The sequence below is a fragment of the Enterovibrio baiacu genome (genome assembly GCF_004120195.1).
GTDB lineage: Bacteria > Pseudomonadota > Gammaproteobacteria > Enterobacterales > Vibrionaceae > Enterovibrio > Enterovibrio baiacui.
This window is the reverse complement of sequence record NZ_SCHN01000012.1, coordinates 37,395-51,017: the sequence shown is the minus strand read 5'-3', so window position 1 is coordinate 51,017 and position 13,623 is coordinate 37,395. Positions and strand designations below refer to the sequence as shown.

Below are 13,623 nucleotides of genomic sequence, written 5' to 3'. Positions count from 1 at the left end.
AAAATCTATCAATGGAGCAAGCAGTGAACATTCGCGATCTTGAGTATCTGGTGGCGCTATCAGAGCACCAGCATTTTAGAAAAGCCGCAGAGGCTTGCTTTGTCAGTCAACCTACTCTCAGTGGACAAATTCGTAAACTGGAAGATGAGTTAGGCGTGGTATTACTTGAACGCACTAGCCGTAAAGTCCTGTTTACCGATGCGGGCATGTCGCTGGTTAAACAAGCGCAGAAGATCCTGATGGAAGTGAAAGTGTTGACGGAAATGGCGAGCCAACAGGGCGAAGACATGTCTGGCCCACTGCATATCGGCTTTATTCCAACGGTGGGGCCATATTTGTTGCCACACATTGTGCCGGCCCTCAAGCAAGCCTTCCCGGAGTTAGAGCTTTTCCTCCATGAAGCACAAACCCACCAATTGGTTCAGCAGTTGGAAGAGGGAAAATTGGACTGTGTGATCCTCGCGTCAGTGCGCGAAACGGAGCACTTCAAAGAGATCCCGCTTTACCATGAGCCGATGATCCTAGCCGTGCCTGAAAGTCACCGCTGGGCAGATGAAGCGGAAATCCCAATGCCAAAGTTGCAAGGTGAAACCTTGCTGATGCTGGCGGATGGGCATTGTTTGCGTGACCAAGCGATGGGCTTTTGTTTTGCCGCCGGTGCGCATGAAGATTTACGATTCAGAGCAACGAGCTTAGAAACGTTGAGAAACATGGTGGCAGCAGAAACCGGCATTACCTTATTGCCGAAGCTTTCTGTGCCAGACACGCTGCGTCGAGATGGTGTGGTGTACATTAAAGCGGTAGACCCTGAGCCTCAGCGTCTGATTACGCTGGATTACCGCCCAGGTTCGCCGCTAAGAGCGCGCTATGAGAAGCTTGCCAGCATCATTAGCGAAACCATGAGCGCGCACTGTAACGCGGCTTAGGTGGCTGTCTGTATAGGTTTGTAAATGTATCTCGCATCAATGCAGATATAGCAGAAACGAAAAAGGCGCTGGAGAGCGCCTTTTTGCTTTTTAACTCAGAGAGGGCTTAGAACAACTCTTCGCCTTCGCTCTCGTAGATGTTGCCGCTGCTTGCTGCCGCAGAGACGTAATCTTTCGGTTCAGAGCCTTTCTCGAAGTACTCGAACATCGAGCTGCCGTCGGTTTTGCGGGTAAGCAAACCCGTGGCACGGTCAATACGGACTTTCACAATTCCTGACGGCGTGACTTTACGTTGTTCCGGCACATCGGCGACCGCATCAACCATAAAATCAATCCACGCAGGTTGGGCGGTTTTAGCGCCTGCTTCTGCGCCCGCAATTTGCTCTTTGCCAAGGTTTGCGTTGTTTGAGGTGCGACCTAGGTTACGTGAGTGGTCATCAAAGCCCACCCAAACCGTTGCAACCAAACCTGGGGCGAAGCCCGAATACCACGCATCTTTCGAATCGTTGGTGGTGCCTGTCTTACCACCGATATCGCGTCGATTTAGCGGCTTTTGCGCACGCCATCCCGTACCGTTCCAGCCTGTTCCATTGCGCCAGCTGCCGCCGCCCCAGATGTTGGCTTCAAGCATTTCGCGGACAAGGAATGCGTTTTGTTCGCTGATCACTTGCGGTGCAAACGACGGTTCGTTTTCCATGTCTGCGGTTTGATCAAGCAGGCTTTCTTCTTCCTGAAGGTTGTCTGAATCTCGCTTGCTCACCGCGGCATCGCAATTTTCACGGCAAATGGTTTGTGGATTCGCAACAAAAAGCGGTTCGCCAAATGGGTCATCCACTTTGCTGATGTAGTACGGCTTGAGGTAGTAACCGCCATTAGCAAACACACTGTAGCCTTGTGCAACTTCCATCGGCGTCAAGCTGCCCGCACCCAATGCCAAGGTTTCAGAGCGTGGCAAATCGTTACGTTTAAAGCCAAAGCGCGTCAGAAAATCGATGGATTCATCAAGGCCGACTCGACGAAGCACACGCACGGCCATGACGTTCTTAGATTGCGCAAGACCGATACGCACACGTGTTGGGCCTGTGTACGTTGGTGGCGAGTTCTTAGGACGCCATGCGGTGCCTTGGCTCGAATCCCAGCGGTTGATTGGCGCATCGTTCACGAGTGTCGCCAGCGTCATGCCCTGATCAATGGCCGCAGAATAGATAAAGGGCTTGATACCTGAACCCACCTGACGGACAGATTGGGTTGCACGGTTGAATTTGCTGTGGACGAAGTTAAACCCACCAACCAAGGCTTTCACAGCGCCGTTTTCTGGTGACATAGCGACCATCGCAGTGTTTGCATCTGGCACTTGGCTTAGGTGCCAATCTTCGCCGATTTGCTGGACCCAGATTTGCTCGCCAGCATTCAATACATCACCAGCACGTTTCGGCGCGCGGCCTTGACGTGTATCTGTAACATAACGACGTGCCCATTTAATGCCGTCCCAAGGAAGCGTCACCACCTCGCCTGTTTGCAATTCAACGTTTGCGGTTTTCTCTTCGACCTTAACAACAACTGCTGGCTTTAACTCGCCGTAGCTAGGTTGCTTTTTCAGGTGTGCTTGGATTTTATCGGCATCCCACGCTGCGCTCTTCTCTCCCCACAATGTCGCGACCGCACCGCGATAGCCGTGGCGTTGGTCATAAGACAGGAGGTTAGAAATAGCAGCATGCTGCGCGGCATTTTGAAGACGAGAATCGACCGTGGTGTAAACCTTCATGCCTGATTCGTAAACGCCTTCACCGTATTTTTCTACCGCCCAAGAACGCGCCAACTCAGCCACGTAAGGGGCATTCAGCTCGATTTCAGCGCCGTGGTAACGGGACTGGATAGTTTCGTTTTTCGCTTGTTCGTATTCAGAACGGGTAATGTAGCCTTCGCTCAACATACGCCCGAGCACGACGTTGCGGCGCGTTGTTGCGCGATCAACCGAGTAAATCGGGTTCATTGTAGACGGCGCTTTCGGCATACCTGCTAGCGTTGCAATCTCACTTAGCGTGAGCTGGTCGAGGCTTTTTCCGAAGTAAACACGTGCGGCAGCACCAAAGCCGTAAGAGCGGTATCCCAAGAAGATCTTATTGACATAAAGCTCCATTATCTCCGGCTTGGAAAGAAGTTGCTCGATGTGGATCGCAATAAATATCTCTTTGATTTTACGCATTATTTTCTTTTCGTTAGAAAGGAAGAAATTACGCGCAAGTTGTTGCGTGATGGTACTGGCGCCTTGTTTCGCTGAGCCAGACATGGCGACGACGAGTGCAGCTCGCGTGATACCAATTGGGTCGATACCTGGGTGCTCATAAAAGCGGCTGTCTTCGGTGGCAATCAGCGCGTCGATCAGATCTTGTGGGATCTCATCGTAGGTGACTGGAATTCGACGCTTCTCGCCAAACTGAGAGATGAGTTTTCCATCCGCACTGTAAATTTGCATTGGGGTTTGGAGTTCTACGTCTTTCAGCGTGGCTACATCGGGTAGCTCTGGCTTGACGTAAAGGTAGAACCCGAAAATTGTACCCACTCCAAGTAATATGCAAATTATTGCAAGGATAAGCAGTCGCTTAATGAACTTCACTAGATATTTCCCGTAACGTTTTTTGTCGAGCTGTTCAATAGATTAGTGTCGCTAGTATAAAGATAACTGAACAAAAAATATCGAACCTGCTGAGAGAACTTTCAAAAAAGTTACTTGATGCTGACTTTTAAGAAGGTGTCATTTCAGATGTTTGGTCAAACCACGGCATTAGGTATCGAGTTTGGTACGCATGCTGTCAGAGCTGCATTTATTCAAAAGCATGGCGATGCATATCGCGTGAATGCTTTGGTATCAGAAAAGTATGGCGGTAATTCTCTGACGGATGCTTTGCGTCTTCTAAAAAAGAGACTTCGCAAAGAAATTAAAACACCTTGGCAATGGCCTTCTCAGCAAGTGTTAGGTGTGCCACAGAGCAAAGTCGTCCTCAAAAGGATCGCCGTTCCAACCGATTTACCCGAAAACGAACAGTACATTCAGGTAGGCATGATGTTGGCTGAAAGCCTTGGCCTGCCTATGGATGAGCTTCTTTACGACTATCGCGTGCTCCCCAATGGCGATGGCGTTGAGGTGTATGCGTGTCGGAAAGTGGCACTGAAAGATTCCCTTGATGCCTTGTCAGAAGCCGGTTTTGAATTGTCTGTGATAGAGCTTCAAGCGCATGCACTCATGCGGCTTCATCAACATCACAGCGAGAAAGGTGAAGCAACGGGCACTGAGCTGTTTGTCGATATCAGCCATGAGCGCCTGCAAATATGCCTAGGTGACAACCTTTCCGACCCCTTTTTCCGAGAGTTGCCGTTGCCTAACGAGAGTTTGGGGGCGGATTCTTTGTTAGGGCGTAATCGCTACGCAGAAACGCTTGCCGATACCATCCAACGACAATATCAACTTGCGGCGACCCAATTTCCGGGTAAGCACGTGTCAAACCTTGTGTTATCGGGGGAAGGGCTTTCCGATGTGGACGCGCTCCACCTAGAAGCGCATCTCTCATGGCATGTTGACACGTTCAATCCTCTGATGACGATGTCACTCACACAAAAATTGGTTGAAGGGTTGGACGAACCTCCTTCGACTTGGACGACAGCCATTGGATTGGCTTTGCGCGGGATGGAAGATGCGACAGTCAATTAACTTATTGCCTTGGCGAGAAACGCGTCGCCTCAAACAACGACGCACATTCTTCAATCACTTGGGGGCGGCGGCTGTCTCTGTGGCCATCTTGCTCGGTGGCGCGTCGTGGTATGCCAATATGCAAATTGAGCGTCAAGAGGCACGGAATGCACGCATTCAGCAAGAAATCACCACCTTGAATCAGACACTACAACGTTTTTCAAAAAGAGCGGTGGAGCGGGAAGAGCTTCAGCGACGCTTGATGTTGGTGAATTCTCTCCAGCAGCAAAGAAACAACTCAATACTCTTGTTCAATTTATTACCTGAAATCACGCCGGAAGGGGTCGTGCTGGACGACGTGTCATTGAAAGCAGGAAAAGTCACGCTAAGAGGGCGCAGCCGGTCCAATGCCCAATTGGCAACGTTGTTAGCGCTGCTTGAAACCCACAAAGGCGCAACGCATGTTCAGATGCACTCCATCGTGAATAACGCCAGCGAAGACCAAATGGTGGCAAAGCAATTCAGTGCCACGTTTGAGTTGGCGGGTTTTATCCTTCCGAGTTTACCAATAGAGGCGAAGAAGAATGGCTGATTGGCGTGATTGGGAACTTGATGAGATCCCTGAATGGTCAGCAATGGCACAACATGTGTTGCTGGGTATCTTCTCTGTCATGGCGCTTGTGGCCGGTGCCTTTTTTTTGGTGATGCCACTGCTGGATGACGCGACGAACGCGAAGCAAGAAGAGAACTTATTGCGGACACAGTTTCGCATAAAAGCGGAAAAAGTGGCGGCTTTGCCGAATGTGGAAGAGCAGATCAATGAGCTGCAATCTTTCTACGATCACCTCGCGCTTCAACTCCCGGCAGAAGATGAACTTGCTCTGTTACTCGCTGGCATCAACGATACGGGGCTTCAGTTTAACTTGAATTTTGAAACCTTGAATTGGAAGGCGGGTAAACAGGTTGGATGGCTCTATCAAGTGCCTTTAGAGATGGAGCTGTCTGGGCCCTATCACGAGATCGGTAATTTCTCAGCAGCACTCGCCAGAATGCCACGCATTGTTGCGCTGCAAGATTTTCAGCTGTCACGACAAAAGGACAACAAGGGAGAGTTGATGTTCTCCGTGTCTGCTCACACCTATCGCTATATCGGCGGACAAGGAGAAACGCAATGAAACGTGTCTCCCTGTTGATGATGGCGGCAGTGCTTTCCGGTTGTGGCAGTGACAAAGGCCATGACGACTTAGAGCGATTTATCAGTAAGACCTATGCTTCGGCTGAGGTTACTGCAACGCCTTTACCACCTAAGCCAACTTTCTCGCCGCTAGCATTTGCACCGCCGGTGAAAACCGATCCTTTTGTGTTGCCCATGGCGGCGGAAGAAGAAGCGTTGGCGAAAGGCGATTGCTGGCAACCAGAACGTCTACCGACAAATGATCCTCTCGAACGCTTTGAATTGTCGTCTTTGACGTTCAAAGGCGTTATCGGCGCACCTGGCAGTTATTGGGCACTGGTGGCATCGCCGGACAACAGTATTCACCGTGTTGGCATTGGCCGCATGCTTGGCAGCAATCGCGGACGTGTTGATAGCATCAGTCAGCAAACGCTATCGCTGACAGAGCACCTGCCTGATGGGTTGGGGTGTTGGCAAGTAAGAAACGTCAGATTGGCACTTAATAACAAACATAAGGGTACAGAATGAAAAGCCTGAGGAAGGGATGCCAAGGCAAGCTAAGGAAAAGGGGGCTGGTGCTAAGCGTCGCGTCACTGTTTTTCTTTTCTTCCTTTGCGATAGCAGCCAATGAGCTACAGCAGATTGATGTCAGCAAAAATGAAGAAGGCAGTACGTTGTTTTCATTGACCTTGGCTGACAATGCAGTGGTTACCGATTTCAAAAAGAACAAACAAAGCTTAGAGATCAGCCTTAAAGATACGCGGGTGATTGACAACTTAGTGGGTTCAAAAAGCCTACAAGGATTGAGTAAAACTGCGCTATCGATGGCGGTTGAATCTCGCGACGATGATGCTTGGCTAAACATCGCGACGCAAAATGACTTTGCTTATGACTATTATCAAACCAACAATATATTGACCATTGAACTTGCCCCGCAAGCCACAGTGGTTAAGGGCAATACGAAGAAAAAAACAGCCGCATCAGGGAACTCTCATATATCGATTAACTTCCAAGACATTCCTGTGCGTTCCGTCTTGCAGATGGTTGCCGAGCACAATGGCTTCAATTTGGTGGTGTCTGACAGCGTCGACGGTAGCTTAACCTTGCGCCTTGATGATGTGCCGTGGCAGAAAGCACTGGATACCATCTTGAAAGTGAAAGGGCTCGATAAGCGAAAAACAGGCAACATCTTGTTAGTCGCGCCTAAAGCTGAATTGGATGAACAAGAACGCTTGGTGCTTGAGAAGCGTCGTCATGAAAGAGAGCTCGCGTCACTGCGTTCTGAAGTGATTCAGATTAAATACGCTAACGCGGAAGATCTGAAAACCTTGTTAGACGGCGGTGATGGTGACGAAGATGAAGGTATCAGCTTGTTGTCTGAACGAGGCAGTTTGGCGTTTGATCCCCGCACTAACGCACTGGTGATAAAAGATCTGTCCGACAACATTGAGATCATAAAATCACTGATTGAGACCTTGGATGTGCCTGTTGATCAGGTTGAGATCGAAGCGCGTATCGTGACCGTTGATGAAGGGACATTGGAAGAAATTGGTGTGCGTTGGGGGGTAAGTAACCAAAACGGTAATTTCTCAACCAGCGGCAGCATTGAAGGGAACTTACAGCACTCTGATCGCACCGACATGGGCGGCGATGGCGAGCAAGATGCACTGAATGTTGATGACATGCTTAACGTTAATTTGGCTGCAACCAGCCCAAATGCAGCGAGCATTGCATTCCAAGTCGCAAATCTGGGTAAAGATTTGTTGCTCGATCTTGAGCTTTCCGCGCTGCAAGCGGAGTCTCGTGCTGAAATCATCTCCAGCCCGCGTCTGCTCACAACAAACAAACGCGCGGCGTATATCGAGCAAGGTACTGAATTGCCTTACCTTGAAGCGTCGTCGAGCGGTGCTGCTGCAGTGTCATTTAAGAAAGCGGTATTGAGCTTGGCAGTGACGCCACAGATTACGCCAGACAGCAAATTGGTGCTGGATTTGGAAGTCACCCAGGATAAACCTGCAGGCACAGTGAAAGCCGGCACGGGTGAAGCCATGGCGATAAATACACAGCGAATCGGCACGCAAGTGCTGGTTAATGATGGCGAAACCGTGGTGCTCGGTGGTATTTACCAGCACGAAATGATGGAAGGCGTGGATAAAGTGCCATTGCTTGGTGATATTCCTGGATTGGGTCAACTCTTCCGCCGTAACTACGAAACCATGGGTAAACGAGAGCTATTAATCTTTGTTACACCAAGAATTGTTACCCAGTAAGTGTTTACGCTTCATGCGGTTAAAAACCTAAATTGAAGGAAAAGACCTCAATGGCTGCAAACGGGACCAAATGTCCGTTTCAGCCATTTTTCCTTTCAAACATCGGGCCTTATAGAATTTAAACCGACGCTTGGGTGTATTTTAAGTTGCCAAAAGGCATGGTGACCTGAGATAATTTTTGGTCTGATCACGAATTATCTGTGAGGAAATTGGCGCCTCGGGCTTTCGATTACGAGCCTGCGGGCGGTGTTGTTTTCATTAACCGCGCGTAAACTGCTTAAAATGGCTGAAAAACGAAATATCTTTCTTGTAGGTCCAATGGGGGCTGGCAAAAGCACAATTGGTCGTCACCTTGCTCAGCAACTACACATGGAATTTTTTGACTCGGACACCGTGATCGAAGAACGCACTGGTGCTGATATCGCATGGGTATTTGATGTAGAAGGTGAAGAGGGGTTCCGCGACCGCGAAGAGAACGTCATTAACGATCTGACCCAAAAGCAGGGCATCGTTCTGGCGACCGGTGGTGGCTCCATCAAGAGCAAAGAGAGCCGCAATCGTCTGTCTGCTCGTGGCATCGTGGTATATCTAGAAACCACGATTGAAAAACAATTGGCACGTACTCAGCGTGACAAGAAGCGTCCGCTACTCCAAACCGAACAACCTCGTGAAGTTCTGGAAGAGCTAGCTGGCGAACGCAATCCTTTGTACGAAGAGATTGCTGACTATGTGGTTCGCACTGATGATCAAAGCGCCAAAGTGGTCGCTAACCAGATCATTGAATTGCTTGAAGATCACTAAGCACTAAATCTCGACGCAAAAAGGTATTCCATGGAAAGGATTGACGTAAACCTGGGCGATAGAAGTTACCCTATCTCTATTGGGGCCGGATTATTATCTGATCCCGCTTTCTTTACTGATGCTCAGGGCCGTCAGGTTGTGGTGGTGACAAATGAAACCATCGCACCTTTGTATGCTGAAAAGCTCATGGATACCTTGAAAGAAGCTGGCGGCACGCCAGCTTTGCTCTCACTGCCTGATGGTGAGCAGTACAAAACCCTCGACACGTTTAATGTCATCAATACTTTCTTGCTAGAAGGTAACTACGCCCGCGACGTGCTTATCGTAGCTTTGGGCGGCGGTGTAATTGGTGATGTTGTCGGTTTTGCTGCCGCTTGTTACCAGCGCGGTGTGGATTTTATTCAAGTTCCTACCACCTTACTTTCCCAAGTTGACTCGTCTGTTGGCGGTAAAACCGCAGTGAATCACCCGCTCGGGAAAAATATGATTGGTGCATTTTATCAACCTAAAGCTGTGGTGATTGACATCGATGTGATGGCAACCCTTCCCGAGCGTGAATTCGCCGCGGGCATTGCTGAGGTGATCAAATACGGCATCATTGCTGACTTACCTTTCTTTGTGTGGCTGGAAGAAAACCTTGAGGCATTAAATGCACTCGACGCTGATGCGTTGGTTTATGCCATCAAGCGCTGTTGCCAAATCAAGGCAGACGTCGTTGCTGAAGATGAGAAAGAATCCGGTGTTCGAGCACTGTTGAATCTTGGCCATACTTTTGGGCACGCGATTGAAGCTGAGATGGGGTACGGCAACTGGTTGCACGGTGAGGCTGTTGCAGCAGGCACTGTCATGGCGGCGCAAACAGCCCACCTTCAACAACTACTTTCGCAAGAAGATGTTAGCCGTATCACTTCCTTGCTTGAAAATGCAAAACTCCCCGTGAAAGCACCCGCCACCATGGACTATGATGCCTTTATCAAGCACATGAAACGCGACAAAAAAGTGCTTTCCGGGCAACTACGATTTGTTCTGCCGACCTCGATTGGAACGGCGGAAGTGGTTGCGAACGTTACTACCGAGACGCTTGCAGAGGTCATTGCGACACGTTAAGCGGGTTTGTATATGACAGGCTCCCACGACATGATTGCGTTGGATTTGGATACCCAGATCCAACTTTTGTCTAGAATTCAATTTCTTACTCGATTTAGTTCTAACCTTGTTCAAGTGACAGGTGAATCTGGCGCAGGTAAAACCTGGCTGAGTGAACGCTATCTCGAAAATTGGGCAAACGAGCCTAATCAATCTCTCCTAATTTGTAATCCCAGCCAACAGGATGCGCAACACCGTGCCATCATCCTGCGCCAAATTGTGCGCGATGGTGTGTTCAACGAAAACGATCCTATGCTGCAAAGCCTTGAGTACATGCTCGAAGGCCAAAGTATTCATACCCTGATAGTCATTGATGAAGCGCACCGATTGAGTGCCACGTTAATCGCAGAACTTTGGGCGCTGGTGACGGAAGCGCAGCAGCGTGAAAATTGGCAAATCAACGTATTGTTGTTTAGCTTGCGTGGTAAGTTAAACAAATGGCTGCAGAAAGTATCGTATGGTCAAGGGGTTAAACCACTTGAGCTAGAAATTAGCCCGCTCGCAGAAAACGAGCGGGAAATGTTTATTGAAGTCATGATGGTGAGTCGCCAACTTGATGCGGCACAGCGACGCGCACTCAAACAAAAAGCCGCACTATTGCCACCTTTACCCGGTGCCCTGAAAGGGCTAGAGCAGCAGGAGACATCTTCGATGGAAGAGAAAAAACGTCGTTCGTTACTCCCTTTACTGATACTTGCTTTCCTCCTTTTGGTCGCGGGTGCGGGCATTGTTTGGTGGACACTGACACAACAATCGACAGAAAACGTGGAAGCTACAGACGTCATTCCTGATGGTGTGAAAGAGCTGTCAGAGCTGCTTGACGAAAAAGAAGCTGAAATGGCCAAGCAAAACGCTGCCAATGCTGACGGTGACGAGACGGTCGTGCTGAATGCGGATGCTGTCGACGACAATATCGCGCTGCCTGAAGACCCAACGGTGGAAGGAATGACGGTGGGTCGCCGTGATGAAAACCGCCGCATCGTGGTACCTGATCGTGTGGTTGATGCCATTATCGACGACCAAGCCATTGGTGGTGATGGAACAGCCGCCGTTGAGGAAGCCTTGATCCCAGAGCTTGTAGAGCAAAACCCAGCGCCAGCAACGACAGTCTCTGAAGATGCTCCAGCGGCAGAACCTGCGGCAACGCAAGCGCCCGCTGCGAATACCGAGCCCGCGCCCGCGCCCGCGCCACTTGCTCCTGCGCCTCAAGCGGTGAACGTAACGCTTTCGAATGCGGAGTTGTTGGCTATTTCAGAGACGCGCTACGCACTGCAGCTTGCAGCATTGCAGTCAAAAGCAGCAGTGGTTGATTTCCTTCAACAGTACGACATCGAAAACACAGCGCGTGTTTACGAAACAGTACGTAACGACGAAGCGTGGTACATGATCCTGATTGGGGATTATCCATCAGTGAATGCCGCACGACGCGCTGAACTTGAATTGTCAGCCAATGTTCGTCGTTTGACGCCTTGGGTTAAATCATTTGCGCAAATCCATAAAGAGATTGCGCTTGCCAACTAACCTTACCTTCACTTTGATCGGGGCGTGAATTTACGCTGATTGATGGCTAAAAATGAGATACAATCCGCCCCCTTTCAAGCAGCAGTGGTAGTGGATACACATTAATGAAAAAGCATCGCGCCTTTCTGAAGTGGGCCGGAGGGAAATACTCTCTGGTTGAAGACATCCGCAAGCACCTGCCGGAAGGTAAAAAGCTGATCGAACCCTTTGTTGGGGCCGGGTCTGTATTTTTGAATACAGACTACGAGCAGTATCGACTGGCTGACATCAACCCAGATTTGATTAATCTCTACAACCTCGTTAAGCAATCGCCGGAACGTTATATCGACGACGCGCGAAAACTGTTTACGCCAGAGTACAATCAAAAACCTGCTTTTCTTGCCATCCGCGAAGAGTTTAACGCCACGACCGATCCATACCTGCGTTCACTGTATTTTCTTTACATGAACCGCCATGGATTCAATGGCCTGTGTCGTTACAACAAGAAAGGTGGCTTTAACGTGCCGTTTGGCTCGTACAAAAAGCCTTACTTCCCTGAAGCGGAACTTGAGTACTTCTCAGAGAAAGCCAAGAAAGCGACGTTTGTGTGTGAGAGTTATCAGCAGAGCTTTAAAGCGGCGCGTCGTGGTAGCGTGATTTACTGCGATCCACCGTATGCTCCGCTTTCAACCACCGCGAATTTCACCACTTACGCAAGTGGCGGTTTTAGTTTGGATGATCAAGCGTTGTTGGGTGAAATTGCGCGCAAAGCGGCCATGGAAAAGAATGTCCCTGTGCTGGTGTCTAACCATGACACGCAGCTTACGCGTAGTCTCTATCATGGTGCGGTGCTGAATGTGGTACGCGTAAAGCGCACGATCAGCCGAAATGCGGGTGGGCGTAACAAGGTTGATGAGCTGTTAGCGCTGTTCAGTGGCGACAGTCCTGAATTGCCATAAATACGCGAAGTGTGGGTGTTTATGCTGATATCACCACTGACACGATAGCCATGAGTCCAAGTACAAAAAGCACCACAAACACCACACCGACAACGATGTAAGGCACCATGCTTGATTGCTTAAAGTCCCGTTGTCGGTTCTTGTCTGATTGCACCCCAAACATTGCCGCAAACACACTCTTCACAATATCGATAAAGCCAACATCTTCTTTCTTATTGTCTGTCTCCGGCATTTTCTCTTCTTCTTGTTTTATCGCTATTCCACCAGCTTAGCTGACAAACTCGCTTCCCCTGTGTGCCATTGGTAAAACTGTTTGCTAATGCTATCTATCAACGCATCTGATAAGACAGACGACGTTCAATCGGGTAGAATTGCGCCGACTTTGCTGCAACCCCGAATACGATTAACGCGCTACCCATTACCCTAGGTTTTTGCGAACCGTACACAGAGACTTAAGGTAATTGGTATGAGTGAGGCTACAGGATGAAGGATTTTCTTATTGCACCGTCGATCCTTTCGGCGGATTTTGCGCGTTTAGGTGAAGATGTCGAAAAAGTATTGGCAGCAGGTGCTGACGTTGTTCACTTCGACGTTATGGATAACCATTATGTGCCGAACCTGACATTCGGTGCACCTATCTGTAAAGCGCTTCGCGATTACGGCATCACGGCGCCAATCGACGTGCATTTGATGGTGAAACCGGTTGATCGCATTATCCCTGACTTTGCAAAAGCGGGTGCTAGCATGATCACTTTCCATGTTGAAGCTAGTGACCATGTTGACCGTACCTTGCAGTTGATCAAAGAGCATGGCTGTAAAGCCGGTGTGGTCTTTAACCCTGCAACGCCGCTGCACCACCTTGACCACATCATGGACAAAATCGACATGGTGCTATTGATGTCGGTGAACCCGGGTTTCGGCGGCCAATCCTTTATTCCTGAAACATTAAATAAACTGCGCGAAGTGCGCCGTCGTATTGATGCAAGCGGCCGTGATATCCGCCTTGAAATTGATGGCGGTGTGAAAGTCGACAACATTCGCGAAATCGCAGAAGCGGGCGCTGATATGTTTGTGGCAGGCTCCGCCATCTTCGGTCAACCAGACTACAAAGCCGTGGTTGATGAAATGCGCGCAGAACTGAGCAAAGTAGGACAATAAT

13 protein-coding genes are annotated in these 13,623 nt (G+C 49.5%); 11 read left to right on the top strand and 2 right to left on the bottom strand.

Going from position 1 to position 13,623, the window contains the following annotated elements:
* Positions 1-23 precede the first annotated feature (23 nt).
* On the top strand, positions 24-926 hold the full coding sequence (gene oxyR, locus EQP46_RS13765; RefSeq protein WP_129494218.1) for a DNA-binding transcriptional regulator OxyR: 903 nt from the start codon (positions 24-26) through the stop codon (positions 924-926).
* A 106-nt stretch (positions 927-1,032) separates the two neighbouring features.
* Here the strand turns inward: oxyR and EQP46_RS13760 are convergent, their stop codons facing one another.
* Positions 1,033-3,543 (bottom strand): penicillin-binding protein 1A, encoded by a 2,511-nt coding sequence (locus EQP46_RS13760; RefSeq protein ID WP_129494217.1) that lies wholly within the window; start codon positions 3,541-3,543, stop codon positions 1,033-1,035.
* A gap of 147 nt (positions 3,544-3,690) precedes the next feature.
* Between EQP46_RS13760 and pilM the strand changes: the two genes are divergently transcribed.
* The 9 genes from pilM (at position 3,691) to EQP46_RS13715 (ending at position 12,464) form a co-directional block, all read left to right on the top strand.
* Positions 3,691-4,635 (top strand): type IV pilus biogenesis protein PilM, encoded by a 945-nt coding sequence (pilM, locus tag EQP46_RS13755; protein ID WP_129494216.1) that lies wholly within the window; start codon positions 3,691-3,693, stop codon positions 4,633-4,635.
* Complete coding sequence (locus EQP46_RS13750) at positions 4,619-5,206, top strand: PilN domain-containing protein (protein WP_129494215.1); 588 nt, start codon at positions 4,619-4,621, stop codon at positions 5,204-5,206. Before pilM ends, EQP46_RS13750 begins: the two co-directional genes overlap by 17 nt.
* On the top strand, positions 5,199-5,789 hold the full coding sequence (locus tag EQP46_RS13745) for a type IV pilus inner membrane component PilO (RefSeq protein WP_129494214.1): 591 nt from the start codon (positions 5,199-5,201) through the stop codon (positions 5,787-5,789). Before EQP46_RS13750 ends, EQP46_RS13745 begins: the two co-directional genes overlap by 8 nt.
* A complete protein-coding gene (locus tag EQP46_RS13740; RefSeq protein WP_129494213.1) occupies positions 5,786-6,316 on the top strand; it encodes a pilus assembly protein PilP in 531 nt (176 codons plus the stop codon). The genes EQP46_RS13745 and EQP46_RS13740 overlap by 4 nt, the downstream gene beginning before the upstream one ends.
* Positions 6,313-8,058, top strand: coding sequence for a type IV pilus secretin PilQ (locus EQP46_RS13735; protein WP_129494212.1), 1,746 nt, complete (start codon positions 6,313-6,315; stop codon positions 8,056-8,058). The genes EQP46_RS13740 and EQP46_RS13735 overlap by 4 nt, the downstream gene beginning before the upstream one ends.
* A gap of 282 nt (positions 8,059-8,340) precedes the next feature.
* Complete coding sequence (gene aroK / locus EQP46_RS13730; RefSeq protein ID WP_026024547.1) at positions 8,341-8,859, top strand: shikimate kinase AroK; 519 nt, start codon at positions 8,341-8,343, stop codon at positions 8,857-8,859.
* A 30-nt stretch (positions 8,860-8,889) separates the two neighbouring features.
* The gene (gene aroB, locus EQP46_RS13725) at positions 8,890-9,966 is read left to right on the top strand and encodes a 3-dehydroquinate synthase (protein ID WP_129494211.1); all 1,077 of its coding nucleotides are present in this window, start codon (positions 8,890-8,892) and stop codon (positions 9,964-9,966) included.
* A 30-nt stretch (positions 9,967-9,996) separates the two neighbouring features.
* Complete coding sequence (locus EQP46_RS13720; protein WP_129494355.1) at positions 9,997-11,526, top strand: AAA family ATPase; 1,530 nt, start codon at positions 9,997-9,999, stop codon at positions 11,524-11,526.
* Between the two features lie 104 nt (positions 11,527-11,630).
* Positions 11,631-12,464, top strand: coding sequence for a Dam family site-specific DNA-(adenine-N6)-methyltransferase (locus tag EQP46_RS13715; RefSeq protein ID WP_129494210.1), 834 nt, complete (start codon positions 11,631-11,633; stop codon positions 12,462-12,464).
* 19 nt (positions 12,465-12,483) lie between these two features.
* On the opposite strand, the gene EQP46_RS13710 is transcribed toward EQP46_RS13715, so the two are convergent.
* Complete coding sequence (locus tag EQP46_RS13710) at positions 12,484-12,696, bottom strand: DUF2970 domain-containing protein (protein WP_129494209.1); 213 nt, start codon at positions 12,694-12,696, stop codon at positions 12,484-12,486.
* Positions 12,697-12,947: 251 nt separating this feature from the next.
* On the opposite strand from EQP46_RS13710, the gene rpe reads away from it, so the two are divergent.
* Positions 12,948-13,622 (top strand): ribulose-phosphate 3-epimerase, encoded by a 675-nt coding sequence (rpe, locus tag EQP46_RS13705; RefSeq protein WP_129494208.1) that lies wholly within the window; start codon positions 12,948-12,950, stop codon positions 13,620-13,622.
* Position 13,623 lies beyond the last annotated feature (1 nt).